The following is a 25,896-nucleotide window of genomic DNA, read 5'->3' as shown; positions in this document are numbered from 1 at the left end:
TCACGCCGCCCCCAATCACGAGGAAACGTCATGATAGATCCCAGCCTGCCCTTGCTCGATCTGCACCGTCATCTGGATGGCAACATTCGCCCCGCCACCATACTGGAGCTGGGTCAACGCTTTGACATGGCGCTGCCCGCCACCACCCTGGCGGGATTGCGCCCTTATGTACAGGTACGGGATAACGCCCCGGATCTGATGTCGTTTCTCGCCAAACTGGACTGGGGCGTCAAGGTACTGGGCAGTTACGATGCCTGCCGTCGGGTCGCCTATGAGAACGTCGAGGATCTGCAAGGCGCCGGCATCGATTATGCCGAGCTACGCTTCAGCCCCGGCTATATGGCGATGCAGCACCACCTCGACCCCGAAGGCGTGGTGGAAGCGATCATCGACGGGGTGGCCGCCGGCAGCCGCGACTTCGGCGTACCGACCAAGCTGATTGGCATCATGAGCCGCACCTTCGGCCGGCAGGCCTGCGAACGGGAGCTGGCCGCCTGTCTGGCCCATAAAGACCGCCTTGTCGCCATGGATCTGGCCGGTGACGAACTGGGCTTTCCCGGGGACTTGTTCGAGGAGCACTTTCGACGGGTGCGCGACGCCGGTCTGCATATCACGGTGCACGCCGGTGAAGCGGCGGGCAGTAACAGCGTCTGGCAGGCCATTCGGGAGCTGGGTGCCGAACGCATCGGCCACGGGGTAAAAGCGGTACAGGACGAATCCCTGCTCGATTACCTGGCCGAGCATCGCATCGGCATCGAAACCTGCCTGACCTCCAACCTGCAGACCAGTACGGTCGCCGAGCTGAGCAGCCATCCCATTCACCGCTTTCTGGAAAAAGGCCTGTCAGTTTGTCTGAATACCGACGACCCGGCGGTACAGGGCATAGAGCTGCGTCATGAATATACCGATGCCGCGCTGGCCACCGGCCTGACGCCGGTGCAGACCCGCCGGTGTCAGGAAAACGCCCTGGCCATGGCCTTTATCAGCGCCGAAGAAAAAGCCGCCCTGCTGCTGGCCAGCGCCGAGCGAGAGTAAAAAGCGGGGACTGGGGACTGGGGACTGGGGACTGGGGACTGGGGAATGATAAATCCCTAATCCCTAATCCCTAATCCCTAATCCCCGCAGTTAATCAGATCACCCGCGAGAATTGCTGCATCCGCGCCTGGCGGCGCAGGTGCACGTCGAAACACATGCAGATATTGCGGATCAGCAGCTGGCCCTTGGCCGCAACCCTGATAGCGTCGTCGCTCAAGGTCACCAGGCCGTCGTCGATGAAGGTCTGCAGCAGCTTGAGATCCTCGGCGAAGTAATCGGCAAAGCGAATGCCGTACTGCCGCTCCAACGGGGCAAATTCCAGCTCGAAGTTACAGATCAGCGTCTTGATCAGATCCCGGCGCAGACAGTCGTCTTCGTTCAGGGCATAGCCGACGGTCTGGGCGTGGCCCAACTCGTCCAGCTGGCCGTAATACAGCTTCAGGTCCTTGTGATTCTGGGAGTAGGCATCACCAATCATGCTGATGGCCGACACGCCCAGCCCCAGCAAATCGCAGTCACCCTGGGTGGTATAACCCTGAAAATTGCGGTGCAGCTCGCCTTCCCGCTGGGCTACCGCCAGGCTGTCGTCCGGCAGCGCGAAGTGATCCATGCCGATAAACTGATAACCCTGGCCGGTCAGGTAGGCGATGCTGTCCTGCAACATCGCCAGCTTCTTCGCAGGGGCCGGCATATCCTCATCTTTCAGCTTGCGCTGGGCAGAGAAACGGCTCGGCAGGTGAGCATAGTTGAACACCGACAGACGGGCCGGCTTCATCGCCACCACCTGCTCCAGCGTATGGTGAAAGCTTTCCGGGGTCTGCAGCGGCAGGCCGTAGATCAGATCCAGATTGGTGGAGCCAAAGCCCAGCTCGGCGGCCCGGCTGACCAACGCCTTGATGAAGTCGTTATCCTGATCCCGGTTGACCACCCGCTGCACGTCTTTGTTGAAGTCCTGCACGCCCAGGCTGATACGGTTGAAAGCTTCCTCTTTCAGCACATCCAGCAGGCTCAGTTCGATGCGGCGCGGATCGATCTCGATGCTGAATTCGCCCTGTTCGGCAAAGCGAAAGTGCCGGCGCAGCAGGCCGTTCAGGCGACGGATCTGGGGTTCGGTCAAAAAGGTGGGGGTACCGCCGCCCCAGTGCAATTGGGTTACGGTGCGATCGACAAACAGCGGTGCCAGGCGAGCGATTTCCCGCTCCAGATAATCAAGGTAGATATCGGCCTTGTTCTGATGGCGGGTGATGACCTTGTTACAGCCACAGTAGTAACACAGCTTGTGGCAGAAGGGGATATGCACATAGAGCGACAGAGGTCGCCCGGGATAACGGCCGGCGGCGGCTTCGAGTTCCGCCATGCCAAAGCCGTCATTGAACTCCAGCGCCGTGGGGTAAGAAGTATAACGCGGCCCCGAATAGTTATACTTTTCGATCAGGGCCTGATCCCACTCTATTTGTGCTGACATAACCTCTCCCGGTCAGCGACCGGGCAGTTCCAGGCTGGCCAGCCGCGTTACCTCAATTTTGATTTGTGCTTCCAGTTCCTGTTCAAAACCGGCTCGTTGCAGATCCATGCGCATGATTTCGTTGCGTTTGTACTGCTTGCGGGCGTCGTGGGTCGGCATTTCTCTTACCCGTTCATACAGATCGTAGAGCCCCGGATATTCGCCGGCAAATTCTTTTGGCTGTGCAAACTGCAGGGCATTGAGCAGGTTGGCCAGCCGAATGGCGCCTTCCGACAGGTTGCATTGATCTTCGCGCACCGCCATGGCGATGGTGCGAATGCTCTCCAGAATGCGCTCGTTACGCCGGGTAATGGCCTGCTGCTGGCGCTGGGTTTGCAGCTTCAGTCGAGCCAGCAATCTTCCCGCATAAACCGCCAGCCCCACTATGATGACGCCGCCCACGAGGGCGGCAATCAACCAGGGTGAGATCATGACTTATCTTCCTTGTCTTCGTATTGCGCAGGATCAAGATCCGCATCCATAAAACGGGTCCAGAGATCATCGCCTTCTGCCGGCTCGTCTTCATCTTCTTCCAGCAAGCCGAGTTCTTCCAGCAACTGCTGATGACGAGCCAGGGTCTGGTCCAGCCAGCCGGCATCGTTTTTGCCCAGCTTCTCGCCCGCATCCACTTTATCCAGCAGGGTATTGAGCCGCTCGTTGTTTTCCAGCTGCTCCAGTTCCTGTTCCGGCGTCAGTACCTCGACATCGGTATCGATAACCGGTGTTACCCCGGCCGGTTTGGGTGCCTTGGCCGGCTTGGCAGGCGTGGAGGAATCGGCCACCTTGGTGGTTTCCCCCTGCACCAGGGCTATCGGCTTTTTCGACCCCAGACGCGGATCCCGAGGTGTCTTGCTGCCGCCGTGCTGCTGGCCGGACTCACCGGTGTTGTGCCGGGAGCCGGGGGCCAGCCCCTTGCGTTTGGCCTTGCGCTTGCGATCCTTGCTCTGCTCGGCAGTTTCCCGACTTTCCTTGCGGGCTCCGATTTGACCCGGAGTACGGGTCTTTTTAATGCGTGTCATACAGACTCCGGTATTTGCAGAAGTATCACATCGGCACCGATAAATTCGATACCGAGCCCGTCCCGTGCCGCCAGCCAGAGAAAGGTTTCCCGGCTGAAAAAGCTGACATGGGTGGGATCCTGTTTGTAATGCCAGTTGGCAAAGGCCGCCTGGTCTCGAGCCAGCTTGGTCATGATGGCCAGCCAGCCTCCCGGTCGAAGCAGGGTCAGCAACTGCTGCCATTCCCTGCCCGGCCGGTAAAAATGTTCTATCGCTTCGGTGCAGCAGACAAAGTCGTAACGCTGCTGCAACCGGTCCGGATAATGTGCATAGTAAGGATCATAGGTGGTGGTGGCAAAGCCTGCTTCACTCAGCATGGCCGCCAGCGCCGGGCCAGGGCCACAACCGAAATCGAGCCCTCGGCTGCCTGCCGGCAGGCGGGTCATCAGCGGATCGGCCACTCGCGCCAGAAAACGCCGATAGCCCATGTCATCGGGCCGATTCTCATGCAAATCATATTCTGCCTTCTCCGCTGCCGCATCCAGCCGGTTGTCGGGGTCGACAAAAATCAGTCGGCACCGATCACAGCGATGGTAACGCCGCCGCGCATCCTGCCAGAACAGAGACGTCTCGATATGGTCACAAAGGGGACAGTTCAGGTCGTGCAGCAGGGCAGACATGGGGAAACCAGAGAAAGCAGGGGGCGCCGGGCCCCCGGAGTGATAGTATTAACGCAGACCCGCTACGTACTGGGACAGTACGTCGATATCGTTATCGGTCAGCTTGGCAGCAACGCCGCGCATCATGCCGTTATGGTCGTTGGCACGCTCGCCACTGCGGAACATCTTCAGCTGAGCCGCAATATAGGCAGGGTACTGACCAGACAGCCGCGGGAACTTGGCCGATTCCAGGCCTTCGCCACGGGGGCCGTGACAGGCGATACAGGCGGTAATACCGCGCTCGATGTCACCACCCTGATACAGGGCGGCACCCTGCTCGATCACCTCTTCCGGCGTGGCGACAGGGGTAACGGCCTGGCTGGCAAAATAGGCAGCCACATCGGCCATGTCCTGCTCGCTCAGCGGCATGGACATGCCGCCCATGATGGCGTTGGCGCGGCCTTCACCACCGGTGGCGGCGGCCTTGAACTCGGCCAGTTGCTTGGCCAGGTAAGAGGCATGCTGACCGGCCAGTTTGGGATACATATCGGTCGGGCTGTTGCCATCGGCACCGTGGCATGCCACGCAGGTGGCAGATTTGGCTTTACCTGCTTCGACATCGCCCTGTGCCTGGACAACACCGGCCATTCCGAGTGTTAAGGCTAGCGTGAAAATAATTTTTTTCATGACGTTCCGACTTCTCGTTGTAAGAGCTTCCAGATCACATACCTGCGAGGGCATGTTACAATGCGATTCAAAAAACGACACCATTCTACAATGATTTTGCGAAAAAGTAAGCAAAGCGGGTTCAGAACCCGGGGGAATTCATATTGAATAACAAGCAGATAAATTTTAACACCGCCCGCTTTATTACCAGCGCGCCCGATATCAATCAAATGCCGGAAGACAGCGGCATAGAGATAGCTTTTGCCGGACGCTCAAACGCCGGTAAATCATCCGCACTTAACACCATAACGCAGCAGAAAAGTCTGGCACGGACCAGTAAAACCCCGGGCCGTACCCAGCTGATCAACGTGTTCGAGCTGAGCGAAGGCAAGCGGCTGATCGATCTGCCCGGCTACGGCTATGCCAAGGTGCCGGAAGAAATGAAGCTGAAATGGCAGCGAGCCCTGTCGGTCTACCTGCAACACCGCGAAAGCCTCAAGGGTCTGGTGGTGCTGATGGACATTCGGCATCCGCTCAAGGACATCGATCAGCAGTTGCTGCAATGGGCCAGCGAAAGCAAGCTGCCGGTACTGGCACTGCTGACCAAGTGTGACAAGCTCAAACCGGGCCCGCGCAAGTCCGAAGTGCTGCGAGTGCGCGAAGCCGTGACCGTGTTCGGTGGCGACATTCGAGTCGAATCGTTCAGTTCGCTCAAGGGTCTGGGCCTGGACAGAGCCAAGGAAATCCTCAGCGAATGGCTGCTGCAGGATCAGGACGATGAGCCGGCAGCAGCAAGCGCCGACGGTGAGAACGCCTGATGCGCCTCGATCGCTTTCTGAGCGAAAGTACCGGCCTGACCCGCTCCGTGGCCAAAAAGGCCCTGCACCGGGGTGATGTGACCGTCGATGGCATCGTGGTCAAAAAGAGCGACCAACAGATCAACGGTCAGGAAGTGCGCCTCGAAGGTCGTCTGCTGATGACACCGGGGCCGCGCTATCTGCTGTTGCACAAACCCGCCGGTTATATCAGCTCCACTCAGGATGAAGACCACCCCTGTGTGCTGCAATTGCTGCCACCGGAGCTGCGCCGCAGCATGCAGTGCGCCGGGCGGCTGGATGTGGATACTACCGGCCTGCTGCTGCTGACCGACGATGGCAAGTGGTCGCACCGCCTGCGCTCGCCGAAAAAAGCCTGCAACAAGGTGTATCGGGTCGATCTGGCCGAACCGCTGGCAGCGGATGTCGCCGAGCGCTTCGCTCAAGGGCTGGAGCTGCACGGCGAAGACAAGACTACCCTGCCTGCCGGCCTGGAAGTGATCACCCCTACTCGGGTACTGCTGACCATACAGGAAGGCAAATATCACCAGGTGAAACGGATGTTTGCCGCCGTCGGCAATCATGTGATGGGCCTGCACCGGTTGCAAATCGGGGACATAGTGCTGGATGACCGCCTGGCCCCGGGCGAGTGGCGTCATCTCACCGCCGCCGAAGTCGCCTCGATTTGACGTAAAGGGTGCGGGGGGCAGAGTGAAGCGTAACCCCACACCTAAAGACCCGGCGTTTTACCCCTCACACCTCACCATTCACACCTTACTATCTTATTCCGCCGCCGGTATCTCCAGCCAGAAGCAACTGCCCTGGCCCGGCGTCGATTCGAAGTCGACGCTGCCCCCCATCCGTTCCAGCAGCTCCCGGGTAATGGCCAAGCCCAGCCCGGTACCGCCTTTCTTGCGGGTATCCGAGCTGTCGGCCTGGGCAAATTTCTGAAAGATGCGCGCGCGAAAACTCTCGGGAATCCCTTCACCTTGATCACGAACCAGAATACGTAGTCGATCGGTGCCTTGCCACTCGGTGGAGATCAGCACCCGGCCCTGTTCCGGCGAAAACTTGATGGCATTGGACTGCAGGTTGAACAAGGCCTGCAGCAGTCTGTCCCTGTCTGCCTGCACCCGCGCCCCCGCCGCCATGGTGCCCATCTCGAGGCGGACTCCTCGCTCCTTGCCCAATGGGCGGTTCATTTCCACCGCCTCATGGACCAGCTCTGCCAAATCACAGGCTTGCAGACAAAACGGCATCTTGCCGGCCACCAGCTTTTCCATATCGAGCAAGTCGTTGATCAACAAATTCAGTCGCTTGCTGTTGTTATGCGCCACCCGTACCATCTGGCCGGCTTTGGCCGGCAGGTCACCCAGCACCCCCTGGTTCAACAGCCCGAGTGAGCCGGTAATGGAGGTCAGCGGGGTGCGCAGTTCGTGGCTCACGGTGGCCACGAATTCCTTTTGCATCTGCTCCACCTGCTTCAGCGCGGAAATATCCTCGACCAGCGACCAGAGCAGCGTTCTGCCTGCCGCATCGCGGATCAGCATCCCCTGCTGGCGAACCGGAAAGCGCGAGCCGTCCCGGCGAATATATTCTTTTTCATAGGGCGCGTAGCGGCCATCCAGCTTCAGTTCCACCAGTGCTTGCCGATCCCGGGCCTTATATTCCGCCGGCGTCAGTTCCCGAAAGTCCAGCCGCAGCAGCGACGCCTTGTCGTAACCGATGGCGGCCAGCAGCGCCCGGTTGACATCGATAAAGGCGCCGGTCGAAAAATCATTGAGGGATATGCCGATGGAAGACAGCTCGAACAGCCCCCGCAGCCGCTGCTCGCTGTCGGCCAGCGCCAGTTCCGCCTGTTTTTCATGCTGAATATCGGTCAGGTAGCCGTGCCAGATGGTGCTGCCATCATCCAGCCGTTCGGGCCGGGCCCGCCCTTCCACCCACCGCAGGGAGCCGTCTTGCTGCACGACCCGGTACTGGGTATGCCAGATGGCAAGGTGGCGCTCCGATGCCTGAATAGACGCGCTGACCTGCTCCAGATCCGGCGCATAAATACGCTCGAACACCACGTCGGCATTCTCTTTCACCGCCTCGGGCGAAACCCGATAAATCTGCTCGATGCCGCTGCTGCTGTAAGGAAAGGCGCTGTGACCATTCGGCCACAGTCGGTACTGGTACAGCATGCCCGGAGTCTGCTCGACCAGCTTGTCCAGCCGCTCCTGCTGCGCCCGCTTGCCCAGCATGTCTCCGAGCCAGTGCGCCAGCAGTCCGATGAACATGCGGTCGGTGTCATCGAAAGGCCATTCCCTCGGTGCAACGGCAGAAAAATTAAGGGTACCGAACAACTGGCCATCCACCAGCAGCCGAATGGCGATGTAGCTTTCGAGCCCTAACTGGCGATAACACTCGGCCTGTTGAAACGACGAATGACCCATGTGCTGGATGGCCAGCACGCCAGGTTGTTGCAGCAACAGGTGGCAGTAGGTTTGTTCCAGCACAAAGTGCAATCCGGGCGCAACTTCGGCTTCGGGCGGCGCCGCCACCCATCGCACCGCATACACCTCGCCCAGGATCTCGCTGACGATCCCCAGCTCCAGCTGCAGATAATCGCACCCCAGCGCCAGTGCCTGGGTGATTTGTTGGTCCAGGCTGCCGTCCAGCTCAAAGGCGATACGATTAAGCAACTGGAGCGCCCGGTTCTTGCGCTCCAGCTGGGCCAGCGTTTCTCGCTCGGCGGTAATATCCGCATGGGTGCCATACATCATCAGCGGCTGCCCGTCGTCGTCACGGCTGAACAAGCGGCCCCGGCTTTGTAACCAGACCCAGTGCCCTGCCTTATGCTTCATGCGAAACTTGCCTTCGTAGACCGGGGCGTTGCCCGCCAGATGCCGCTCCATCGCCACCATAGCGCATGCCACATCGTCCGGATGAACCCGGCTTTTCCAGATATCAATGGTCAAGGGCCCCAGCTCCGCCAGCCGATAGCCCAGCATATCGGCCCAGCGCTCGTTGAATTCGCAGCTGCCGGTTTGCATGTCACACTGCCAGACGCCGATGTTCGCGCCCTCAATCACCAACTGGGCGCGGGATTCGCTTTCCTTCAGGCTGCGACGCAGCTCGGTCAGCTGGGACTGGTTGATTTGCTCTTCCACACTGTCGGCCATGATCCGTAACAGCTCGCTCTCCGCCGCGCCGAAGGCGCGCGGCTTGCTGTCGATGATACAGAGGGTGCCGATGCGATAACCACCCGAGGTATGCAGGGGCGCGCCCGCATAAAAACGAATATGCGGCGGTTGCAATACCAGCGGGTTATCGAAAAACCGGGGGTCGAGATGGGCGTCTTCCACTACCAGCAGGCCGCTGTCCAGGATGGCATGACCACAAAACGAGATCTCGCGGCCGGTTTCACACACATCTCCCAGCCCCTGAGCCGATTTGAACCACTGTCGTTCGCTGTCTACCAGCGATACCAGGGCAATATCGACGCCAAAGCTGCTCTGGGCAATGCGGGCCAGTCGATCGAAACGCGCTTCCGGTGGGCTGTCCAGCAGACCGGTGGCCATCAGCGCCTGCAACCGCTGCCATTCATCGGTCGGTACAGATGGGATGATCATCACTCATATCCTCAATAATCCGATGCTCGGTACTATCGCTCGAAACCGCCCCCGGCAGCTCCACCCACAGATGGGCCCCTTCCCGGTTATAAAAACCGATGCGCCCTTCCATCAATTCCACCAGTTCCTTGCAAATCGCCAGGCCCAGCCCGGTTCCTCTGCTGGCACGCATGGTGCCGTGTTCGGCCTGGGCAAAACGCTCGAACAGACGAGCACCAAAGGCTTCCGGAATGCCCTCACCCTGATCGCTGACGATAATCCGCAGCCAGTCGGGGGGGTGCCACTCGACCCGTACCGTGACGGTACCGCCGGGCGGAGAAAATTTGATGGCATTGCTGATCAGGTTATCCAGAATCTGTCGCAAGCGCAGCGGATCGAGATACGCCGCCGGCACCGGGGCGCCGGCACAGCACAGGGTGACCCGGTAGTCATCGGCCATGGGCCGGTTACCGGCTATCGCCTCCTTGACCAGCGTCATGATACAGCAGGACTCGGGCGCCAGTTCCAGCTTGCCAGCATTCAGCTTGTTGAAATCCAGCAGGTCATTGATGATAGTCTGCAAACGCTCGCCGTTGCGTAATGCCAGTGACGTCAGGTTATCGGCTTTTTCCGGCAGGGCGCCCACCGCTCCCGACTGCATCAGCTTCAGCGCCCCGTTGATCGAGGTCAGCGGAGTACGCAGTTCATGACTGACCACCGCCACGAAGTCATCCTTGACCTCGCTCAGTGCCTTGCGCTCGGCGGTCAGCTGGTTGAAGGCGCGCGCCAGCTCCGCCACCTCGGTTACGCCGGTTTCGGGCAACTGCGGATTATTCGTGGCCTGGGTCGCCATGCGCCGGATTTGTCGGGTCATGAATTCCAGCGGCCGCATCGCGGTCCAGGCCAGCCAGAATGCCAGCAACGCCAGTCCGCCGCCAATCAGCACACTGATGCCGGCAAAGCGCAGAAAAAATGCTCGGGCCGGGGCAATCACCTGGTCGTAGGGCACGGCACGAACGAACACCCACCGCAATTGCTCCAGATGGGTGGTGGCAAACAGCATTCGCTGCCGGTCTCCATTCTGGGTGATGCCGATACTGAAACCGGACATGGCCGCATCTATCAGCGGGTCGTCTCCGGGGGCCGGCAATGGTTGCAGCTCACTCGACAAATCGGCACCGTTATAGACATACACCAGGTTGTCGGTGTCCAGAATCCTGAAAGTCACCCCTTCCCGCAGGGCATCGGCCAAGCGCCGCTTCGGCAGAATGGAGGTATTGGCCAGATTGAGCACCCCGCCCACAATACCGAGCAAATCGCCGTCATCCGACAGAATCGGACTCAAAAAAGACACCAGCGGCGCCCCTGTGGTGCGCCCGATAATGGGGTGACTGATCACCGGCTTGCGGGTAGTAAAGAGCCGCCTGAAATGCGGCCGATCCGCATAATTGGTACCCACTCGCCCCGGTACCAGGGTGCTTTCGGCAATGGCGGTGCCGTTGCTGTCAAAGACCATAAGACCGTCCGGAAAGAATCTTCGTAGATGGCGCTGCCGCTCCATCTTGGTGAGCAACTGGCTATCGGAGTCGAGTGTGAGTCCGTTGGACAACTGGGCACTGAAGCTTTCCAGCGCATTCAGCCTGAGGGCCAGCACCTGCTCCACCTGCTCGGCCGCCCTGACCGTTTCCTCCGCCTGGCGCTGGCGGTGCAACTGCTCGAAGTCGTCCACCAGCGAGTGATAGACGGTCGCCAGCACGGCCACGACCGTCAGCACGGCACCGGTCATGATAATGAGCGCTATTCGTCCCTTCAGCGATAATCGCATGTGCTATCTCGTCCTTGTCGTGGTAGTGCATAACGGATACGGTGTCAAACATGGGTATACCACAATCGGCAACCTCATGATAAGTTTCGCATGGGGCTTTATAGCCTATCATCCCTGCTGTCATCCCCCGATGGCCGCAGAAACACAAGCCGAGTACCGGAGGTAAAAATGCCGCCTGATCCGAGCGTAATGGAGAGCAAGCTTGCCCTGTTGAAAACCCGGTTTGCCGAGAGAACGGCCCCCCAGCTCGACGCCATGGTGCTGGAAGTTCAACAATGGCAACAAGCAGGCGGCCGATGTGGCGATATTGCCGCCCTCTACCAGTTACTGCACCGGCTGGCCGGCTCTTCCGGCACCTTCGGCTTTGTCGAACTGGGGCAGAAGGCCCGCAGCCTGGAGCATCGCCTCACGTCATTGCTGGAATGCCCCGACCTGTCTGCTGCCCACATTTAGAGCGTGATCGACGCCGATTTTATGACGCAACTGCAACGGTTAACCTCGCTGCTGCACCAGGATGATGAATCAACCCCGCCCTCGGCCACAACGCCACTCACATCGCCTTCAACCGCAGCAGAGGCGACCGAAGTGTTGCTCCTGGGAGCCGAGCTGACCGAGCTGGTTTCGGCCCTCGGCCGCTACGGTTTCAACCTCGCGCACCATGTTGCCGTTGATGATATTCCGGCCCGGTACTGGCATCACAACACCACCATCGTCACCTGTGCCCATCATCTGGAGCCGGCCGCCACCTGGAACACGGCCCAGGCCCGTCGTTGCCGGCAGAAGAAGGCCCCGATTATCTGCATCGGTGCCGATGACGACTTTGACGCCCGCTATCGCCTCGCCGAACTGGGGGCCAGTGGCCTGTTCACCCTGCCGGTAGAGATACCCGGCCTGGCAGAACGCATCGAGCAACTGAATCGCGAGCAACAGCAGGCACAGGCCGCCAGGGTATTGTTGCTGGACGACGATGAAGAACTGGCCGAGCATTATCGCCTGGTGCTGACCACCGCCGGCATGAATGTCAGGGTCATGACCCGGCCCGCCGCCCTGCTGAGTACGCTGGCGGAGTTTCGACCGGACATAGTGCTGATGGACATCAACATGGCGCCCTATTCCGGCGTGACCCTGGCGCGAATGATCCGTTTTGAACCCCAATGGCTGAGTCTGCCGATTATCTACCTCTCTTCGGAGCAGGACCGGGATCAACAGCTCAGCGCCCTGGCCCAGGGCGCCGATGAATTCATCACCAAGCCGATTTCCGATCAACAGCTGATCCGTACCGTGCGTATCCTCTATTACCGGGCCCGTCAGCTGTCGAAACTGGTGTCCTGCGATGGCCTGACCGGGTTGCTCAATCACACGCACATCAAGCAGGCCCTGAGCCACGAGTTTTCCCGGGTGCAGCGGCTCGGTCACAGCACTACGGTGGCCATGCTGGATCTGGATCACTTCAAACAGATCAACGACAATCACGGCCATGCCATTGGCGATCAGGTGATCAAGGCGCTGGCCAACCTGCTGCACAAGCGGCTGCGCATTACCGATCATCTGGGTCGCTACGGCGGTGAAGAGTTTGTGGCCATACTGCCCGACTGCGATCTGTCACAGGCCAAAACCATGTTCGAGCAGATCTGCCGTCATTTTGCCGCCCTGAGCTTCAATGGCAGTGAACACAAGTTCGGGGTGACCGTCAGTGTCGGCCTGGCCGATCTGAATCAATTTATATCGGCAGAACATGCACTTAATGCCGCCGACGAGGCGTTGTATCAGCGAAAACATCAGGGCCGAAACGGAGTCAGCTGTTATTATTTACCTACCTTGCCTGTCGACAACGGATAAACCATGAACATACTGCTGCTGGAAGACGATTTGCTCATCGCCGATCTGGTGGAAATGGTGCTGACCAATTCGGTTGCCGGGGCCCGAGTGACCCAGGCGACCAGCGTCGGTCAGGCCAAAATGGCCTGGCGCCGACAGCCGGCACAACTGGTGCTCTGCGACTGGAATCTACCGGACGGCTCGGGGCTCGAGCTGGTCAAACTCATTCGCAGCACCGACACGGCCACCCCCATCGTCATGATCAGCGCCAGCTCCGACCGCCAGCACGTGATGGCCGCCGCCCGTTATGGCATCAGCGACTTTATTGCCAAGCCGTTCGATGTGGCCATGCTGCAACAACGCCTGATGCCGCTGCTGCATGCCGATCTGCCCGTCGGCCAGCAGCCGTCTGCGCTGCCGTCGCTGGACGACTGGCTGAACCAGGCACTGACCGACAAGCTGCGCCTGCCAACCGAACTCGATCAGAACGCCGTGCTGCCCCTGCTGGCCGACAGCGACAGCCTGTCACCGACCGACCTGGCCCAAAACTGGAAAAACCAGCCGGCATTGACCGCCCGCTTGCTGAAACAGGCCAACGGCGCGTCGCTGAAACGCAGCGGCAAGCCGGTGAGCCGGCTGGACGAGGCCATTGCCACCCTGGGCGTGGATCTGTCGTTACGCACCGCCATGGCACTGGCGCTCGACGTTACCGGCTCCCTGCACGATGAACGCCTGATCGAGCTGGCCCGTCACTACCAGACCACCGCCGAGCAGGTCGCCACTATCGCCCGGGCCATGGCACTGAGCATCGGCCTGAATGGCTTGAACTGTTATACCGCCGGTTTGCTGAGTCGCAGCGGAGAGCTGGCGGTATTGCGCGTACTGCAGGATTTTATTACTCGCGGCGGCAGCCTCGATGACGCGCCGCCGGAACAGTTGCTCGCCCAGTGGGCGCCGAACTACGGCAACCGGCTCAAGCAGCAATGGGGGCTACCGCTACCGACAAGGGAGCTGATTGGTGCCATACATATTGCCCCGGCCCATGCTACCCAGCGCGCTCTGCTGATCATGCACCTGGCGGGGCTGCGGGTTGCGTCAAAACTGCACGGCCGCGACGCGCTGCGCATGTTGCGCCAGGCCGGGCTGGAACCCGAAAAATGGCTGGCCGACACACCGGAATAAATCTGACACCAGACGACAAGGACGACATCATGCTCAAGACCGCCCCCCAACGTATTCTGTATGTGGAAGACGACGACGACATTCGTGAAATCGCCCAGCTGGCGCTGGAGACCGTCGGCGGTTTTACGGTACTGCTGTGCGCCTCCGGCGAGCAGGCCCTGGAGCAGGTGGCCGATTTTGATCCCGACATGATACTGCTGGATGTGATGATGCCGGGCATGGACGGCCCCTCTACCCTGACGGCGCTGCGGCAGAATCCCGCCCAGGCGACCACTCCGGTGGCCTTCATGACCGCCAAGATACAGCCGCAGGAAATTGCCGCCTACAAGGCGATGGGCGCGCTGGACGTGATCGCCAAGCCCTTCGACCCCATACAGTTACCCGAGCAGATCAAGGCCATCTGGCAGTTAAGTCATAAGCGACCCTGAGCAGTCAACTGTCGAGTCTGAACGGCGGTTCTGGGAAAACTCTAAAACGGTGGTCACTTTTTGTTGACCACTACAGTATTAAGTAATGCTGCATAACAGGTGTGGTTCTGTCGTCATTCCCGCGAAGGCGGGAATCCAGGGCCTGTGGCGCAGATTTGTCAGCCTGCGCTTCTCCTGCAAAGACACTGGACCCCCGCCTTCGCGAGGGTGACGAGAAAGAAAAGCGAGCCCCAGTATCCACATAAGTTATGAGATATTACTTACGCGGGCGTAATATATAACGAAGAGCCGAATGCGCCAGTCCCGCACATTCTGACCCGTGGGAACGATTGAAATAACTTGCCAGCCTATCACTACTACGTAAAAGGAGTTTATATTTAGTGAGTAAAATCATAGATAAAGCTGTTTCTTTTGTTCATAAAGCAAAAAAATGGATGTCGTTTTTCGTACTTATATTAATGTCCATAATTGTTGCTATTGCGATAGTAGAGCTTGGTATAATTCTTTACTTGGATATATTTGACCCTACTGACGATGTCATTTTTCTTGAAATAGATGAATTATTCAGAATATTTAGCTTCTTTTTTATTATCCTCATTGGATTCGAGCTTGTAGAAACAGTAGAAATGTATTTCAAGGATAACATCATACATGCAGAAGTCGTTTTATTAGTCGCAGTTATAGCAGTTTCTCGAAAGGTGATTCTACTTGATCTAGAAAAATATGATCCCTTAGCAATAATAGGTTTGGGTTTTATTATCCTTGCGCTGGGAGGTTGTTATTGGTTTATCAAACAGAGTTACAGAGTCAAAACGTAAGTAGTTCGGCGTAATAGATGTGGTTAAGTAATCACGCATAACCGGTATGCTTCTGCGACCTTCCCGCGCGCCCTCTCTTGTCATTCCCGCGAAGGCGGGAATCCAGAACTTGTAATGCAGAATGGTGACTGTGAGTCGCCTGCAAAGACACAGCCCCCCGCCTTCGCGAGGGTGACGATAAAGGCAAACCGGACCCAGTGTCCACATCAGTAATGAGAAATTACTTACTGGCAAATAGATCGTTTGTTCAGTCGGCTTGGTATACCACAGCCCTTTAGTCTTCTTCCCGCTTGCGAGGCGAGCTGCCCAGCCGGTGGGTCTTGAGGTCGTAGCGTTCCTTGATCACGTCCTTGACCGTGCCTTCCCACAGCTTGATGCCCACAAAGTAACCGGCCCGGGCCAGCACATGGGCCGCCACCGGAGCGGTGACAATCACAAACACCACCACCGCCAGGGCGCGCACCACCACACTGACGTTATCGCCATAAAACACCGCGAAGCCGCAGGCCATCAGGCCAATGCCCAGGGCCCCCGCCTTGCTGGTCGCGTGCATGCGGGTCAGCAAATCCGGCATGCGAATAATGCCGATGCCGGACAGCAGCATCAAAAAGGAGCCGAGCAACAACAGCAGACTGGTAATGATTTCAGTCATCATGGCGCTTGCCTCCCCGCTCCAGGTAGCGGGCAAAGCCCACCGCCGTCATGAAAGAAGTCAGCGCCAGCGCAATGGCCACGTCGATAAACTGGGGCACCTGGTAGCTGATGCTGTACAGCAGAATAAAGCCCACCGTCAGCGAGGCGATCACTTCCAGTGCCACCACCCGATCCGGCAGGGTCGGGCCACGCAGCAAGCGTATCGTGGCCAGCACCAGCCCGACACTCAAAAACACAAACGACAAGGTAATAACAAATTCAAGCATCGGCTTATCTCAACAAGTCCAGTACACGGGCCTCCAGGGCCTTCAATTCCGCCAGTTGGCGGGCCTCGCTATCCAGATACATCATATGCACATACAACACCTTGCGATCGCTGGACACATCCAGCGACAGTGAGCCCGGGGTCACGGTGATCAGGTTGGCAAACAGCGATATGCCGGCATCATCCTTGAGATCCAGCGGTATGGCGATCACCCCGGGGCGCATCAGGTGCGTCGGCGTCAGCACATCGTAGGCGACCCGGGCGTTGGCCTTGATCAGATCCCAGATAAAAAACAGGATGAAGCGAATGATTTTCGGCAGCTTGCCGAAATAATTGGCAAACATCGGCTTGTCCCGCGCCACATAGGCCAGCACCAGATAGCTCAGCAACATGCCGGCCACCAGGTTGCTGATGCTGTAGTTGCCGGACAATATGACCCACAGCAGGGCCAGCAGCATATTCCAACCAAAGGCTCTCATCGGCTTACTCCCAGTACCGCCTCGATATAACCGGCCGGCGTCAGCAGCTGCTCCGCCGTATCCAGCGCCAGCTGCACAAACCACTCGGCACCAAAGCCGATGGTCAGGGTCAGCAGGGCCAGGCTCAACACCGGCAGATACAACACATACCGGCTCGGATCCTCGGCGCCACGCAGCGACTTGGCCTCTTCCGGCAACGGCTTCCAGAACGCCTCGGCCCAGATTTTGACCATGGAATACAGGGTCAGCAGGCCGACGATCAGCGCTATGGTCACCATCAGCCAGGACTGCGCCTCGATACCGGCCTTGATCACCGTGTATTTGGCGAAAAAGCCCGACAGGGGCGGCAGTCCCGCCAGCGACATGGCCGGGATCAGAAACAGCAGCGCCAGCCAGGGGGTGGAACGGTACAGGCCACCCAGTCGCGCCAGATCATAGCTGCCGTGATAGCGATACATGATACCGCTGATCAGGAACAGGTTGGTCTTCACTATGATGTGATGAAAGATATAGAAGACGCCGCCGGCAATGGCCAGCGGCGTAAACAGCGCCAGCCCCACCAGCATGTAACCAATCTGGCTGACGATATGGAAAGACAGGATGCGGCGCACCTCGAACTGGGCCGCCGCCCCCAGCACCCCGGTCAGCATGGTGAAAATGCCCATGCCCATCAAGATGCCGTGGTGGGTCAGCCCCACATCCTGCACGAAGATCAGGCTGAATACCCGATACAGCGCATAGACCCCCACCTTGGTCAACAGACCGGCAAACACCGCCGAAATGGCCACCGGCGGCGTGTGGTAGGAGGCGGGCAGCCAGAAGAACAGCGGAAAGGCCGCCGCCTTGATGCCGAACGCCACCAGAAACAGCATGGCGATCACCGTTACCAGCCCCGGCTGCTCGCCGTTGCCCAGCTTCAGCGCCAGATCCGCCATGTTCAGGGTACCGGCGTAACCGTACAGCAGGCCCACGGCGGTCAGAAACAGCGCCGACGAGATCAGGTTCAGGGTCACGTACTTGACCGCCCCCTCCATCTGGGCGCGCTCGCCGCCCAGTATCATCAGGCCGAACGAGGCCACCAGCATGATCTCGAACCACACATAGAGGTTGAAGATGTCACCGGTGAGAAAGGCGCCCACCACCCCGGCCAGCATCAGATGCAGCAAAGGGTAATAGCCAAAGGCTTCATGGCTGCGGCTCATGGTGGCCAGCGAGTACACCGCCACCGCCAGGCCGATGATGCCGGTCACCAGCACCATGATGGCACTGAGCAAATCCGCCACCAGGGTAATGCCGTAGGGCGCCGACCAGTTGCCGACGTAGGCCACCAGAATGCCCTCTTGTCGCACCTGAATGAACAGATAGAGGGCGGCCAGCAGCAGACCGCTGCCGGACAGCACCGAAATCCAGCGCTGGACCAAACGCCAGCGCCAGCAGATCAGGGTCAGGGCACCGGCCAGCATGGGGATAAATATGGGTAGGATAACGGCTATATTCACGAGTCTGTGCTCTTCATTTCGTTCATGTCATCGGCCCCGATAACTTCATAGGCGCGATGGATCAGCACCACGGCAAAGGCCAGCACACCGAAACTGATGACGATGGCGGTCAGGATCAGCGCCTGAGGCAGCGGGTCGGCGATGATGCCGGCCGGTTGCGACAGTCCTTCCGGAATCAGCGGCGGTGCGCCCCGCACCAGGCCACCCCCGGTCAGGATCAGCAGGTTGGCGGCGTTGGACAGAATCATGAGCCCGATCACCAGTTTGACGATGCTGCGTCTGAGCATCATGAACAGCGCCGTGGCGTAGAGGCCGCCAATCACGAAAGCAAACAGGTTTTCCATTTATTCCTCCACCTTGTCCAGTGACAGCAATATGGTCGACACCACGCCGATCACCACCAGGTAAACACCGATATCGAACAGCAGGGGGGTACTTACCGCCAGCTCGCCGATGCCCGGCACATAGAGGGTGCCCCACTGGCTGGTCAAAAAGGGCTGGCCCCGAAACACCACGCCGACCATGCCGCTGAACAGCGCCAGTAACAGGCCGACGCCCATCAACAGCTGACTTTCCACCTTCATCAGCTTCTTGGTACTGCTGGCATCAAAGGCGAACAGGTGCAGGGCAAAGGCGCTGGACGCCACCAGCCCGGCGATAAAGCCGCCCCCGGGATCGTTATGGCCGCGCAACAGCAAAAAGATGGAGAACAACAGCAACAGCGGCACCAGCATGCGGGTAGCGGTCTGCAGTATGATGGAGGTATCCGATCTCATTTCTGCGTCTCCCAACGAAAGCGAATCATGGCATTGACGCCGATGGCCGCCAGCGCCAGCACGAAGATCTCGCCCAGAGTATCCAGCGCCCGGAAGTCGACCAGTATGACGTTGACGATGTTGCGCCCGTGCGCCACCACATAGCTGTTTTCCACCAGATAGGCGGTAATGCCCTCGCCCGGCAGGGTCGACTGGTTCACGGTGAGCACCATCATGGTCACCAGCACCCCGAAGGCACCGGCCACGGCCGCATCGCGCCAGCGTACCAGCGGGCTCGACAGATCCTGAAAACCGGGCAGACGAAACAGCACCAGTACCAGCATGATCACGGTCAGGGTCTCTACCAATACCTGGGTAATGGCCAGATCCGGTGCGCTGAAGAACACGTAAATCATCGCCATGGCAAAACCCAGCACCCCGATGGCCGCCACCGCGCCCAACCGCAGATGGGTGGCGCTGGCATACACCACCGCCACCAGCATCAGCAAGCCGATCACTACTTCGTAAAGCCGTACTCCCTCGAACGACAGCGAGTAGACAAAGGCGTCTTCCGACCAGAAGGCATAGGTCAGCAGGACGATGGTGGTCAGCAATATGGTCAGAATATAGTGGGTCATATAGCCATTCTGCAGTATGCGGGTCTGGCCCTTCGCCACCACCTGAAGGCCATCCATCATTCGCTCATAGCTCCGCTCGGGGCCATAAGCCAGGGGATTAAGGGCGGCGGCCAGCGGATCGCGTATGCGATCCCAGTGATGATAAAGCAGGCCGCCACACGCCAATGCCAGCGCACTGAGCAGCAGCGGCAGGTTGAAACCGTGCCACAGCGCCAGTTTCAGCTCGGCCGCCGGGGCGCCGCCAATGGCGGTTACCGCCGCCTGCAGCAGGGGCGTCACCAGACTCGGCATCAATCCCAGCAACAGACCGACAATGGCCAGCAGGGTAAAGCCCAGTCGCATCGCCAGTGGCGCTTCGTGGGGCGTTTTGGGCGTGGGCTTCAATGGCCCGTAAAAGGGTTTTATCGCCACCAGCGCGGCCGACGCCACTATGCCGATGGCGGTGATGACCGACAACCCGATCAGCAGGTTCGACAACCAGGGCGCACCCAGCGCCGCCTCGAACATCAGTTCCTTGGCGATAAAACCGAACAGCGGTGGAATACCGGCCAGCGACAGCGCGGCCAGGGTGATGAACAGCGCCGTTTGCGGCATGTATTTACGCAGCCCGCCCAGATCGCGTACATCCTTGGTGCCGGTGGCATGATCCAGGGTGCCCGCCGCCATGAACAAGGCGCCCTTGTATAGTGCATGGGCCAGCAGGAACACCATGGCCGCCTCCAGCGCATGGGGGGTACCGATGCCGATCAGCATGGTCAGGGTGCCCAGCGCCATGATGGTGGAAAAGGCGAGAATACGCTTGAGATCGGTGCTGCATACCGCCATCAGGGCGCCCACCGTCATGGTCACGCCGCCAAACAGCGACAGGGTCATCATCCAGGCCTCGCTACCGGCCATCATCGGCTGCAAGCGCGCCATCAGATAAACACCCGCCTTGACCATGGTGGCCGAGTGCAGATAGGCGCTGACCGGGGTCGGCGCCGCCATGGCGTTGGGCAGCCAGAAATGGAAGGGGGTCTGAGCCGACTTGGTAAAGGCGCCCAGCAGGATCAACACCATCATCGCCAGAAACAGCGGGTGTTGCTGTATATCCACATCTTGAGCCAGCAGTTCATTCAGCTCGAAGCTGCCACCGATGTTGCCCAGCAGGATCAGACCCGCCATCAACGCCAGGCCGCCACCGACGGTAATAAAGAACCCCTGCAGCGCCGCCTTGCGGGCTTTTTCCTGCTCGTGGTTGAAACCGATCAGCAGATAGGAGGTAAAGCTGGTCAGTTCCCAGAACACAAACAGCGAAATCAGGTTGCTGGACAGCACCAGCCCCAGCATGGCGGCCATGAAGGCCAGCAGGTACATCAGCAACTTGTGAATATCTTTATGGCCCTGCAGATAGCGGCCGGCGTAAATAAAGATAAAGGTACCGATGCCGGTGATCAGCAGCGCGAACATCAGGCTGAGGCCATCCACCATGAAGCTGAGGTTGATACCCAGGCTGGGAATCCATTCATGGCTCTGCAGCACGGTCTGACCCGTGGTCACCTGTGGCCAGAAACCCAGAAAGTAGCCAAACAGGGCAGCCGGCAGCACCGCCAGGACCCAGCCGATTTTCGTCCCCAGAACAGACGACAGGCGGGGCACCAGCGCCGCTAACACAAAACCCGAAATAACAGCAAAAAGCATAGGCAAACGGCCTCATTTCCATGCCTGTTCAGGCAACAGAATTAGCGAAAAAACAGAGGGAGAACGGCACAGGGCGCAGGCTATATTAGGAAGCATTTCAATTAACTTTCAAGCAGTTAATCGAATGTTTTTTTAAGTTGTTATGGCGGTCGATACTACAAGCCACCCCATCAAAACGCAAGCAGAGCCCGGTAATGGCGGCTCTGCGTGCGATACCGATCGCTATTTATGCCATTCCTTCAGCGCGAGAAGAAATGCTCCACCGGCCCTCGCCCCTGGCCGATGCGCAAACTGCTGCCGGCCAGAATGGCCTGATCGATATAATGCTTGGCGGTGGAGACCGCCAGATCCATCGCCAGCCCCTGCCCCAGATAGCAGGCCAGCGCCGCCGACAGGGTGCAGCCGGTGCCGTGGGTATTGGGGGTGATCACCCGCGGCGTATCGAAGCAGTGTACTTCGCCATCCTTCAATAACCAGTCCGGACTGCGCGACTCCTGCTGCAGAAAACCGCCCTTGAGCAGCACAGCGGCACAGTCCAGGTTGGCGAGTCCGGCAAACAGAGACTCGACATCGGCCAGGGTTGCAGGCACTGGGCTGCCGATCAGCGCCGCCGCCTCCGGCAGGTTGGGGGTGATCACATCGGCCAGTGGCAGCAGTTCTTCTCGCAGGCTGATGACCGCATCCTCGGCCAGCAGCATGTCGCCATTGGCGGTGACCATCACCGGATCCACCACCAGATGGGCCGGACGATAACGACGCAGCACCTCGGCCACGGTACGAATGGTGGCGCTGTCGCCCAGCATGCCGACCTTGACCGCCGTGACCTGCAAATCACTGAATACCGCTTCCAGCTGGGCGCGGATCATCTCCTGCGGTACCGGATGCACGGCGCTGACACCGCGGGTGTTCTGGGCGGTCAGGGCGGTGATCACCGAGCAGGCATAGCCGCCGGTGGCAGAAATGGCCTTGATGTCGGCCTGAATACCGGCACCACCACCGCTGTCGGATCCGGCAATGGTCAGCACTATCGGTTTGTGACTGGCGGCTTGATGATCTTGGGGGGTGTGACTGGTCATATCCTTATGGTCCTCCGGGCGAAGGCACCACCGGCAAACTGACGCTTGCCCGTTAGTTTCCTACGCCAGCATTAACTGGATCAGGTACGGCGGGTCCGGCATTGATACCGTCTCAGCCTCGCGGCTCCCCGACTAACAAGACTCGATAATAACGACCCGGGACCGTAAAGACCAGAAATCCCCGCTGTACGCTGTAAGTCATACCAACCCCACTAAACAAATGATCTATTTCATTCTTGTATAAAAGTCGAACAAAGGGTCCGCTCCGCCGACTCGCCGTGAATCCCTCCCTGGAGGCTCAGCCGCGCCATCCGTGGCGCGGATGGTCGGCTGAACAGCTCCCTTTGTCCTCCTTGATGCACCGGAGTTGTCTGTTAGCGCCGTCTACAGACAACTCGATGCTCGAGAAGAGGCAGCAGAGATCGCCTCCCACGACCGTGAAATGCCATGGATGGCATTTCCGAGCCCCCATGGGGCAGCTTGCTGCCGTGTATCTTTGTTGGGTAATGGACCGAATATCCAGTGAATATTCGCAGCCGTTACCCAGCAAAGATGGCTAGCCCAGTGGCGTGTCGAGGGAGGCGGCTGTGTTGCCTCTGAGCTCGGGTTTAAAAATGATCAGATCTTTATTCAAGTTGGTATCACACATAAAAAAACACCGAGCCTGCTGGTTCGGTGTTTGGTTTTTAACTGACGGCTTATAGCTTACGGCTGCAGTTAATGCGCCTCGTCCCAGTTGTCGCCTTCGCCAACTTCCACCAGCAGCGGCACATCCAGGCTGGCGGCCTGCTCCATCAGATCGCGGATCTGCTCCTTGAAGGATTCGACCTTGTCTGCGCGAATTTCGAACACCAGCTCATCGTGCACCTGCATCAGCATCTGTACTTCATCGATTTGTTGCTGCTCCAGCCAGCCGGAAACCTGAATCATCGCCTTCTTGATGATATCGGCGGCGGTGCCCTGCATCGGCGCGTTGATGGCGGCCCGTTCGGCACCCTTGCGGCGGGCACCGTTCTTGGCATTGATCTCCGGCAGGTACAGTCGGCGACCGAACAGGGTAGACACATAACCCTTGTCGGCGGCCAGGGCACGGGTGTCTTCCATGTAGCGCAGCACGCCCGGATAACGCTCGAAATAGATATCCATGTACTGCTGGGCCTCATTACGGCCGATGCCAAGCTGGCGCGACAGTCCAAAGGCGCTCATGCCGTAGATAAGGCCGAAGTTGATGGCCTTGGCCCGACGGCGCTGTTCTGTGGTCACCTGATCCAGCGCCACGCCGAATACCTCGGCGGCGGTGGCCTTGTGAATATCCAGCCCCTGGGCGAAGGCGTCCAGCAGGCCCTTGTCTCGCGACAGGTGCGCCATGATGCGCAGTTCAATCTGGGAGTAATCCGCCGCCACCACCCGGTAACCGGGCGCCGCCACGAAGGCCTGGCGAATACGCCGTCCTTCCGCGGTACGGATGGGAATGTTCTGCAGGTTGGGATCCGACGACGACAGCCGGCCGGTGGCGGTATTGGCCTGATGGTAGGAGGTATGAATGCGACCGCTGTGCTCGTTGACCATTTGCGGCAACTTGTCGGTATAGGTCGACTTGAGCTTGCTCAAGCCCCGGTATTCCATCAGCAGCTTGGGCAGCGGATAGTCCAGCGCCAGTTCCTGCAGTACTTCTTCGGCGGTAGAGGGTGCGCCCTTGGGGGTTTTCTTCAGCACCGGCAGTTCGAGCCTGGTAAACAGGATTTCGCCCAACTGCTTGGGTGAGCCCAGATTGAAGGGTTCGCCGGCCAGCTCAAAGGCTTCCAGCTCCAGCTCTTTCAGGCGCTTGGCAATTTCTTCGCTCTGAATGGCCAGCAGGCCGCTGTCGATGCGCACCCCGGTATATTCCATTTGCGCCAGAATCGGTACCAGCGGCATTTCGATATCGCTGAACACCTGCTGCAGCTCGGGTTCGACCGCCAGTTTCGGTGCCAGATGGTGATGCAGCCGCAGGGTGACGTCGGCGTCTTCCGCCGCATAGGGACCGGCCTGCTCCAGCGGTATCTGGTTGAAGGTCAGCTGTTTGGCGCCCTTGCCGGCAATAGACTCGAATGACATGGTGTTATGGTTGAGATAGAACGCCGCCATGCTGTCCATGTCGTGCCGGGTTTGCACCGAATTCAGTACATAAGATTCCAGCATGGTATCCAGGCCGATGCCTTTCAGCTCGATACCGTGATTTTTCAGCACGTTGGCATCGTATTTCAGGTTCTGGCCCAGCTTGACGACTTGTTCGTCTTCCAGCAGCGGCTTGAGCGCGCCCAGCACGGTGGCTTCGCTCAGCTGTTCGGGCGCATCCAGATAATCATGGCCGAAGGGCACATAGGCGGCCTGACCCGGCTCGACGGCAAAAGACACGCCCACCACCCGGGCATCTCTATAGTTGAGGCTGGTGGTTTCGGTGTCGAAGGCAAAATAAGGCGCCTGCGCCAGCCGCTCGACCCAGTCGTTCAGCTCTGCTTCGGTAAGAAGGGTCTGATAGTCGGTGGCCATGGCCGGCGCCGGTGCTGTGGCGGGTTCCTTGTTCTGGCCCGGCTCCAGCTCTTCCAGCAGGTTGCGGAACTCGTATTCCCGGTAAAGCGCCTTCAGGGCCTCGGTGTCGGGCTCGCTTTGCTGCAGATCGGCCGGGCCCCACTCCAGTGCCACGTCGGTCTTGATGGTCGCCAGCTCGCGTGACAGCCGGACCATCTCCTGATGTTCGACGAATTTGGCGGCAAACGTCTTGGAGCCGCGAAAGCCCAGCGCGGCCACCTTGTCGGTATTGGCGGCAATCTCGTCGATCGAACCCAGCCCCTGCAACAGGGCCAGCGCGGTTTTTTCGCCCACTCCGGGCATGCCCGGTATGTTGTCGACCTTGTCGCCAACCAGCGCCAGCAGATCGATGATCAGCTCCGGCGGCACGCCAAACTTCTCTATCACGCCGTCGCGATCCATGAAGCTGTTCTTCATGGTATCCATCAGCAGCACATGATCCGACACCAGCTGGGCCATGTCCTTGTCGCCGGTGCTGATCACCACATCCAGCTGCTGTTCGGTCGCCTGGCGGGCCAGGGTGCCGATCACGTCATCCGCCTCAACCCCATCTTCGATCAACAACGGCAGCCCCATGGCTCGAATGATGTCATGAATGGGCTGAACCTGGCTGCGCAGATCGTCCGGCATCGAGGGTCGTTGCGCCTTGTATTCCGGGTAGATTTCGTCGCGAAAGGTTTTGCCCTTGGCGTCAAATACTACCGTCACCCGGGAGTCGGGAAACTGCTTGTGCAGGCTGCGCAGCATGTTGGTGACCACTCGGATCGCACCGCTGGGACGACCGTCGCTGGTGCGTAAATCGGCCTGCTGGGAAGCAAAATAGGCACGGTACAGATAGGAAGATCCATCGACCAGGATCAGGGGTTTGGCAGGAATGGCAACCATGACATCTTTCTCGTTAATGCGTTGGCCGCTAGCATGCCACAGCCGAGCCG

At 59.1% G+C, this 25,896-nt stretch carries 24 protein-coding genes and 1 riboswitch; of the genes, 8 read left to right on the top strand and 16 right to left on the bottom strand.

From position 1 onward, the window contains the following. Positions 1-30 precede the first annotated feature (30 nt). Positions 31-1,035: an adenosine deaminase gene (add, locus tag ABD827_RS08280; RefSeq protein ID WP_344964000.1), complete on the top strand. Its 1,005-nt coding sequence runs from the start codon at positions 31-33 to the stop codon at positions 1,033-1,035. A 94-nt stretch (positions 1,036-1,129) separates the two neighbouring features. Here the strand turns inward: add and hemN are convergent, their stop codons facing one another. From hemN to ABD827_RS08255, 5 genes are read right to left on the bottom strand one after another with little or no spacing between them, the layout of a single operon-like run. After that, positions 1,130-2,500 (bottom strand): oxygen-independent coproporphyrinogen III oxidase, encoded by a 1,371-nt coding sequence (hemN, locus tag ABD827_RS08275; RefSeq protein ID WP_344963999.1) that lies wholly within the window; start codon positions 2,498-2,500, stop codon positions 1,130-1,132. A 12-nt stretch (positions 2,501-2,512) separates the two neighbouring features. Then, positions 2,513-2,956, bottom strand: a complete 444-nt coding sequence (locus ABD827_RS08270; protein ID WP_344964264.1) for a DUF2489 domain-containing protein — start codon at positions 2,954-2,956, stop codon at positions 2,513-2,515. Between the two features lie 11 nt (positions 2,957-2,967). Continuing rightward, positions 2,968-3,558 (bottom strand): Der GTPase-activating protein YihI, encoded by a 591-nt coding sequence (gene yihI / locus ABD827_RS08265; RefSeq protein ID WP_344963997.1) that lies wholly within the window; start codon positions 3,556-3,558, stop codon positions 2,968-2,970. Further along, positions 3,555-4,217, bottom strand: coding sequence for a class I SAM-dependent methyltransferase (locus ABD827_RS08260; protein ID WP_344963995.1), 663 nt, complete (start codon positions 4,215-4,217; stop codon positions 3,555-3,557). The genes yihI and ABD827_RS08260 overlap by 4 nt, the downstream gene beginning before the upstream one ends. Positions 4,218-4,265: 48 nt before the next feature. Beyond that, positions 4,266-4,883, bottom strand: coding sequence for a c-type cytochrome (locus ABD827_RS08255; RefSeq protein WP_298721356.1), 618 nt, complete (start codon positions 4,881-4,883; stop codon positions 4,266-4,268). Between the two features lie 143 nt (positions 4,884-5,026). On the opposite strand from ABD827_RS08255, the gene yihA reads away from it, so the two are divergent. Further along, on the top strand, positions 5,027-5,680 hold the full coding sequence (gene yihA / locus ABD827_RS08250; RefSeq protein ID WP_298721353.1) for a ribosome biogenesis GTP-binding protein YihA/YsxC: 654 nt from the start codon (positions 5,027-5,029) through the stop codon (positions 5,678-5,680). After that, positions 5,680-6,366 (top strand): 16S rRNA pseudouridine(516) synthase RsuA, encoded by a 687-nt coding sequence (gene rsuA, locus ABD827_RS08245; RefSeq protein WP_344963993.1) that lies wholly within the window; start codon positions 5,680-5,682, stop codon positions 6,364-6,366. Before yihA ends, rsuA begins: the two co-directional genes overlap by 1 nt. A 93-nt stretch (positions 6,367-6,459) precedes the next feature. On the opposite strand, the gene ABD827_RS08240 is transcribed toward rsuA, so the two are convergent. Both ABD827_RS08240 and ABD827_RS08235 read right to left on the bottom strand, forming a co-directional pair. Continuing rightward, positions 6,460-9,294, bottom strand: coding sequence for a PAS domain-containing protein (locus ABD827_RS08240; RefSeq protein WP_344963991.1), 2,835 nt, complete (start codon positions 9,292-9,294; stop codon positions 6,460-6,462). Beyond that, positions 9,266-11,098 carry an ATP-binding protein gene (locus tag ABD827_RS08235; RefSeq protein ID WP_344963989.1) on the bottom strand — a complete coding sequence of 611 codons (1,833 nt, stop codon included), beginning with the start codon at positions 11,096-11,098 and terminating at the stop codon, positions 9,266-9,268. The genes ABD827_RS08240 and ABD827_RS08235 overlap by 29 nt, the downstream gene beginning before the upstream one ends. 168 nt (positions 11,099-11,266) lie before the next feature. Between ABD827_RS08235 and ABD827_RS08230 the strand changes: the two genes are divergently transcribed. From ABD827_RS08230 to ABD827_RS08210, 5 genes are all read left to right on the top strand, one after another. After that, positions 11,267-11,551, top strand: coding sequence for an Hpt domain-containing protein (locus ABD827_RS08230; protein WP_344963987.1), 285 nt, complete (start codon positions 11,267-11,269; stop codon positions 11,549-11,551). 21 nt (positions 11,552-11,572) lie between these two features. Further along, positions 11,573-12,937 carry a GGDEF domain-containing protein gene (locus tag ABD827_RS08225; protein WP_344963985.1) on the top strand — a complete coding sequence of 455 codons (1,365 nt, stop codon included), beginning with the start codon at positions 11,573-11,575 and terminating at the stop codon, positions 12,935-12,937. Between the two features lie 3 nt (positions 12,938-12,940). Continuing rightward, complete coding sequence (locus ABD827_RS08220; protein WP_344963983.1) at positions 12,941-14,098, top strand: response regulator; 1,158 nt, start codon at positions 12,941-12,943, stop codon at positions 14,096-14,098. Beyond that, entirely contained in the window at positions 14,074-14,526 is a 453-nt protein-coding gene (locus ABD827_RS08215; RefSeq protein WP_344963981.1) for a response regulator, read from the top strand. Before ABD827_RS08220 ends, ABD827_RS08215 begins: the two co-directional genes overlap by 25 nt. 380 nt (positions 14,527-14,906) lie before the next feature. Then, positions 14,907-15,344 carry a phosphate-starvation-inducible PsiE family protein gene (locus tag ABD827_RS08210; RefSeq protein ID WP_344963980.1) on the top strand — a complete coding sequence of 146 codons (438 nt, stop codon included), beginning with the start codon at positions 14,907-14,909 and terminating at the stop codon, positions 15,342-15,344. Positions 15,345-15,618: 274 nt separating this feature from the next. Here the strand turns inward: ABD827_RS08210 and mnhG are convergent, their stop codons facing one another. The 9 genes from mnhG to polA all read right to left on the bottom strand — a co-directional run bounded on the left by mnhG (position 15,619) and on the right by polA (position 25,846). Then, positions 15,619-15,999: a monovalent cation/H(+) antiporter subunit G gene (mnhG, locus tag ABD827_RS08205; protein ID WP_344963978.1), complete on the bottom strand. Its 381-nt coding sequence runs from the start codon at positions 15,997-15,999 to the stop codon at positions 15,619-15,621. Beyond that, positions 15,989-16,264 carry an MrpF/PhaF family protein gene (locus ABD827_RS08200; protein ID WP_344963976.1) on the bottom strand — a complete coding sequence of 92 codons (276 nt, stop codon included), beginning with the start codon at positions 16,262-16,264 and terminating at the stop codon, positions 15,989-15,991. The genes mnhG and ABD827_RS08200 overlap by 11 nt, the downstream gene beginning before the upstream one ends. Positions 16,265-16,268: 4 nt before the next feature. Beyond that, positions 16,269-16,742 (bottom strand): Na+/H+ antiporter subunit E, encoded by a 474-nt coding sequence (locus tag ABD827_RS08195; RefSeq protein ID WP_344963973.1) that lies wholly within the window; start codon positions 16,740-16,742, stop codon positions 16,269-16,271. Then, positions 16,739-18,241, bottom strand: coding sequence for a Na+/H+ antiporter subunit D (locus ABD827_RS08190; RefSeq protein WP_344963971.1), 1,503 nt, complete (start codon positions 18,239-18,241; stop codon positions 16,739-16,741). Before ABD827_RS08190 ends, ABD827_RS08195 begins: the two co-directional genes overlap by 4 nt. Then, entirely contained in the window at positions 18,238-18,585 is a 348-nt protein-coding gene (locus tag ABD827_RS08185) for a Na+/H+ antiporter subunit C (RefSeq protein WP_298721320.1), read from the bottom strand. The genes ABD827_RS08190 and ABD827_RS08185 overlap by 4 nt, the downstream gene beginning before the upstream one ends. Then, complete coding sequence (locus ABD827_RS08180; RefSeq protein ID WP_344963968.1) at positions 18,586-19,017, bottom strand: Na+/H+ antiporter subunit B; 432 nt, start codon at positions 19,015-19,017, stop codon at positions 18,586-18,588. Beyond that, complete coding sequence (locus tag ABD827_RS08175) at positions 19,014-21,314, bottom strand: putative monovalent cation/H+ antiporter subunit A (protein ID WP_344963966.1); 2,301 nt, start codon at positions 21,312-21,314, stop codon at positions 19,014-19,016. Before ABD827_RS08175 ends, ABD827_RS08180 begins: the two co-directional genes overlap by 4 nt. 239 nt (positions 21,315-21,553) lie before the next feature. Beyond that, positions 21,554-22,390: a bifunctional hydroxymethylpyrimidine kinase/phosphomethylpyrimidine kinase gene (gene thiD, locus ABD827_RS08170; protein WP_344963964.1), complete on the bottom strand. Its 837-nt coding sequence runs from the start codon at positions 22,388-22,390 to the stop codon at positions 21,554-21,556. 40 nt (positions 22,391-22,430) lie between these two features. After that, a riboswitch (TPP riboswitch) is annotated at positions 22,431-22,531 on the bottom strand. 576 nt (positions 22,532-23,107) lie between these two features. Then, a complete protein-coding gene (gene polA / locus ABD827_RS08165; RefSeq protein ID WP_344963962.1) occupies positions 23,108-25,846 on the bottom strand; it encodes a DNA polymerase I in 2,739 nt (912 codons plus the stop codon). Between the last annotated feature and the right edge of the window lie 50 nt (positions 25,847-25,896).

The sequence above is a fragment of the Oceanisphaera sediminis genome (genome assembly GCF_039539745.1).
Classification (GTDB): Bacteria; Pseudomonadota; Gammaproteobacteria; order Enterobacterales; family Aeromonadaceae; genus Oceanimonas; species Oceanimonas sediminis.
This window is presented reverse-complemented; position numbering and strand designations above follow the sequence as displayed.

Coding starts and splice junctions, on each gene's coding strand:
- ABD827_RS08225 (WP_344963985.1), top strand. CDS start 11,573: ATGACGCAACTGCAACGGTTAACCTCGCTGCTGCACCAGGATGATGAA.
- ABD827_RS08240 (WP_344963991.1), bottom strand. CDS start 9,294: ATGATCATCCCATCTGTACCGACCGATGAATGGCAGCGGTTGCAGGCG.
- polA (WP_344963962.1), bottom strand. CDS start 25,846: ATGGTTGCCATTCCTGCCAAACCCCTGATCCTGGTCGATGGATCTTCC.
- ABD827_RS08220 (WP_344963983.1), top strand. CDS start 12,941: ATGAACATACTGCTGCTGGAAGACGATTTGCTCATCGCCGATCTGGTG.
- rsuA (WP_344963993.1), top strand. CDS start 5,680: ATGCGCCTCGATCGCTTTCTGAGCGAAAGTACCGGCCTGACCCGCTCC.
- thiD (WP_344963964.1), bottom strand. CDS start 22,390: ATGACCAGTCACACCCCCCAAGATCATCAAGCCGCCAGTCACAAACCG.
- add (WP_344964000.1), top strand. CDS start 31: ATGATAGATCCCAGCCTGCCCTTGCTCGATCTGCACCGTCATCTGGAT.
- ABD827_RS08255 (WP_298721356.1), bottom strand. CDS start 4,883: ATGAAAAAAATTATTTTCACGCTAGCCTTAACACTCGGAATGGCCGGT.
- ABD827_RS08230 (WP_344963987.1), top strand. CDS start 11,267: ATGCCGCCTGATCCGAGCGTAATGGAGAGCAAGCTTGCCCTGTTGAAA.
- ABD827_RS08260 (WP_344963995.1), bottom strand. CDS start 4,217: ATGTCTGCCCTGCTGCACGACCTGAACTGTCCCCTTTGTGACCATATC.
- ABD827_RS08235 (WP_344963989.1), bottom strand. CDS start 11,098: ATGCGATTATCGCTGAAGGGACGAATAGCGCTCATTATCATGACCGGT.
- yihI (WP_344963997.1), bottom strand. CDS start 3,558: ATGACACGCATTAAAAAGACCCGTACTCCGGGTCAAATCGGAGCCCGC.
- hemN (WP_344963999.1), bottom strand. CDS start 2,500: ATGTCAGCACAAATAGAGTGGGATCAGGCCCTGATCGAAAAGTATAAC.
- ABD827_RS08175 (WP_344963966.1), bottom strand. CDS start 21,314: ATGCTTTTTGCTGTTATTTCGGGTTTTGTGTTAGCGGCGCTGGTGCCC.
- ABD827_RS08185 (WP_298721320.1), bottom strand. CDS start 18,585: ATGGAAAACCTGTTTGCTTTCGTGATTGGCGGCCTCTACGCCACGGCG.
- ABD827_RS08180 (WP_344963968.1), bottom strand. CDS start 19,017: ATGAGATCGGATACCTCCATCATACTGCAGACCGCTACCCGCATGCTG.
- ABD827_RS08200 (WP_344963976.1), bottom strand. CDS start 16,264: ATGCTTGAATTTGTTATTACCTTGTCGTTTGTGTTTTTGAGTGTCGGG.
- ABD827_RS08195 (WP_344963973.1), bottom strand. CDS start 16,742: ATGAGAGCCTTTGGTTGGAATATGCTGCTGGCCCTGCTGTGGGTCATA.
- mnhG (WP_344963978.1), bottom strand. CDS start 15,999: ATGATGACTGAAATCATTACCAGTCTGCTGTTGTTGCTCGGCTCCTTT.
- ABD827_RS08215 (WP_344963981.1), top strand. CDS start 14,074: ATGGCTGGCCGACACACCGGAATAAATCTGACACCAGACGACAAGGAC.